The following is a 524-nucleotide window of genomic DNA, read 5'->3' as shown; positions in this document are numbered from 1 at the left end:
CGAGCGCGCGGTCGCCGGAATGGCCGACCGTGCCGGCACCAACACCCAGTTCGGCTGTCTGCTCCTGCTCACGCCGCTGCTCCGGGCGACCCGAGAGGGCGACGTGTCCCCCGAGGGCGTCGATCGCGTCGCCCGCCGGACGACCGTCGACGATGCGGTCCGGTTTTACGCGGCGTTCGAACACGTCGACGTCGCGGTCGGCGACCCGCCGCCGGACGCGACCGAGCTCGACGTCCGTCGCGGGAGCGATGCCGAACCGACCCTCCGTGACCGGGGGATCACGCTTCGCGACGTGATGGAGACCTCCGCCGGCGGATCGTCACCCGCGCGGGACGATCCGTCGTCGAAGCCCGGAGCGCGGGATCGGGTGCCCGACCGCAACGCCCAGGAGTGGGTCGAGGGGTTCCCGCGAACGTTCCGCGCCGCGGAGTGGATCGTCACCGACGAGGGGCCGATCGTCGACCGGGCGGCGCGCGCGTTCCTCGGGCTGCTCGCGACCGAGCCCGACACGCTCGTCGCGACCG

The 524-nt window shown here is 73.9% G+C and carries 1 protein-coding gene; it reads left to right on the top strand.

Translation table 11 applies throughout. The annotated features are described in order from the left end of the window. A partial coding sequence (locus tag ACFQEU_RS18010) for a triphosphoribosyl-dephospho-CoA synthase (RefSeq protein ID WP_379784396.1) occupies nucleotides 1-524 on the top strand: 524 nt, incomplete at both ends.

Origin of the sequence: Halorubrum tibetense (assembly GCF_042661865.1) — an archaeon.
GTDB lineage: Archaea > Halobacteriota > Halobacteria > Halobacteriales > Haloferacaceae > Halorubrum > Halorubrum tibetense.
Note: the sequence above shows the minus strand (reverse complement) of the source record. Positions and strands in the feature narration are given on the sequence as shown.